Annotated in this window: 1 protein-coding gene; it reads right to left on the bottom strand. The window is 68.6% G+C overall.

Annotated elements, in window-relative coordinates:
• On the bottom strand, positions 1–738 hold a 738-nt coding region (locus EOA27_RS38800; protein WP_148669971.1), incomplete at both ends, for a nucleotidyltransferase family protein.

The raw sequence follows: 738 nt of genomic DNA, 5'->3' as shown, positions 1-738 counted from the left end.
TCGATGCACCCTGCCCGATCTCGACATCGATGACGTCGAGACCCTCGGCTTCGACCAGATGCCGGGCGCCGGTATCGCCCTCGAGCTGCGCAACCGCCGCGAAAAGCGATCGCGGCAAAAGCACCGGATTGCCGCGCTTGCCCTGGTGCGAGGCGCGCACGACCGCGTGGCCGCCGGAGCGGCGGAACGCATCGACCAGGCTGTCGAGGTCCTTCGACGAAACGCCGGGCATGTCGCCAAGAACGATCATCGCGCCGGCCGCGTCGGGCGCGACCTTCGCAATGCCCGCCTTCAAGGACGAGGCCAGGCCATCGGCGAAATCGGGATTGTCGGCGAGTTTCACCTCAAGGCCTCCAAGCGCTGAACGCACGCGTTCGCGCTGATGGCCGGTGACGACGATGGTGCTGGCGGCCTTTGAGCCCAGCGCGCGGGAAGCGGTGCGGCGCACCAGCGGCTCGCCGTCGAACAGCGCCAGAAGCTTGTTCGGCCCGCCCATGCGGCTCGAACGTCCAGCCGCCAGAAGCACGATATCGACCTTCAGCGCCGACCTGGCGGGGTGCGGCGTCGGCTCGCGCGGCTGCGGCCTGGTCGGAATTTCCATCAGAAGCCCGCCGACACACATGCCGGCAATATCGCTCGCCGTCACATCGAGCCCGGCAATCAGGCGATCGAGCACCCAGTCGAAGCCGTTCTCCTTCGGGCTGCGCGCGCATCCGGGCGCGCCGACGACGCGCTTGC

The organism is Mesorhizobium sp. M2A.F.Ca.ET.037.01.1.1, from assembly GCF_003998075.1.
Taxonomy (GTDB): domain Bacteria; phylum Pseudomonadota; class Alphaproteobacteria; order Rhizobiales; family Rhizobiaceae; genus Mesorhizobium.
This window is presented reverse-complemented; position numbering and strand designations above follow the sequence as displayed.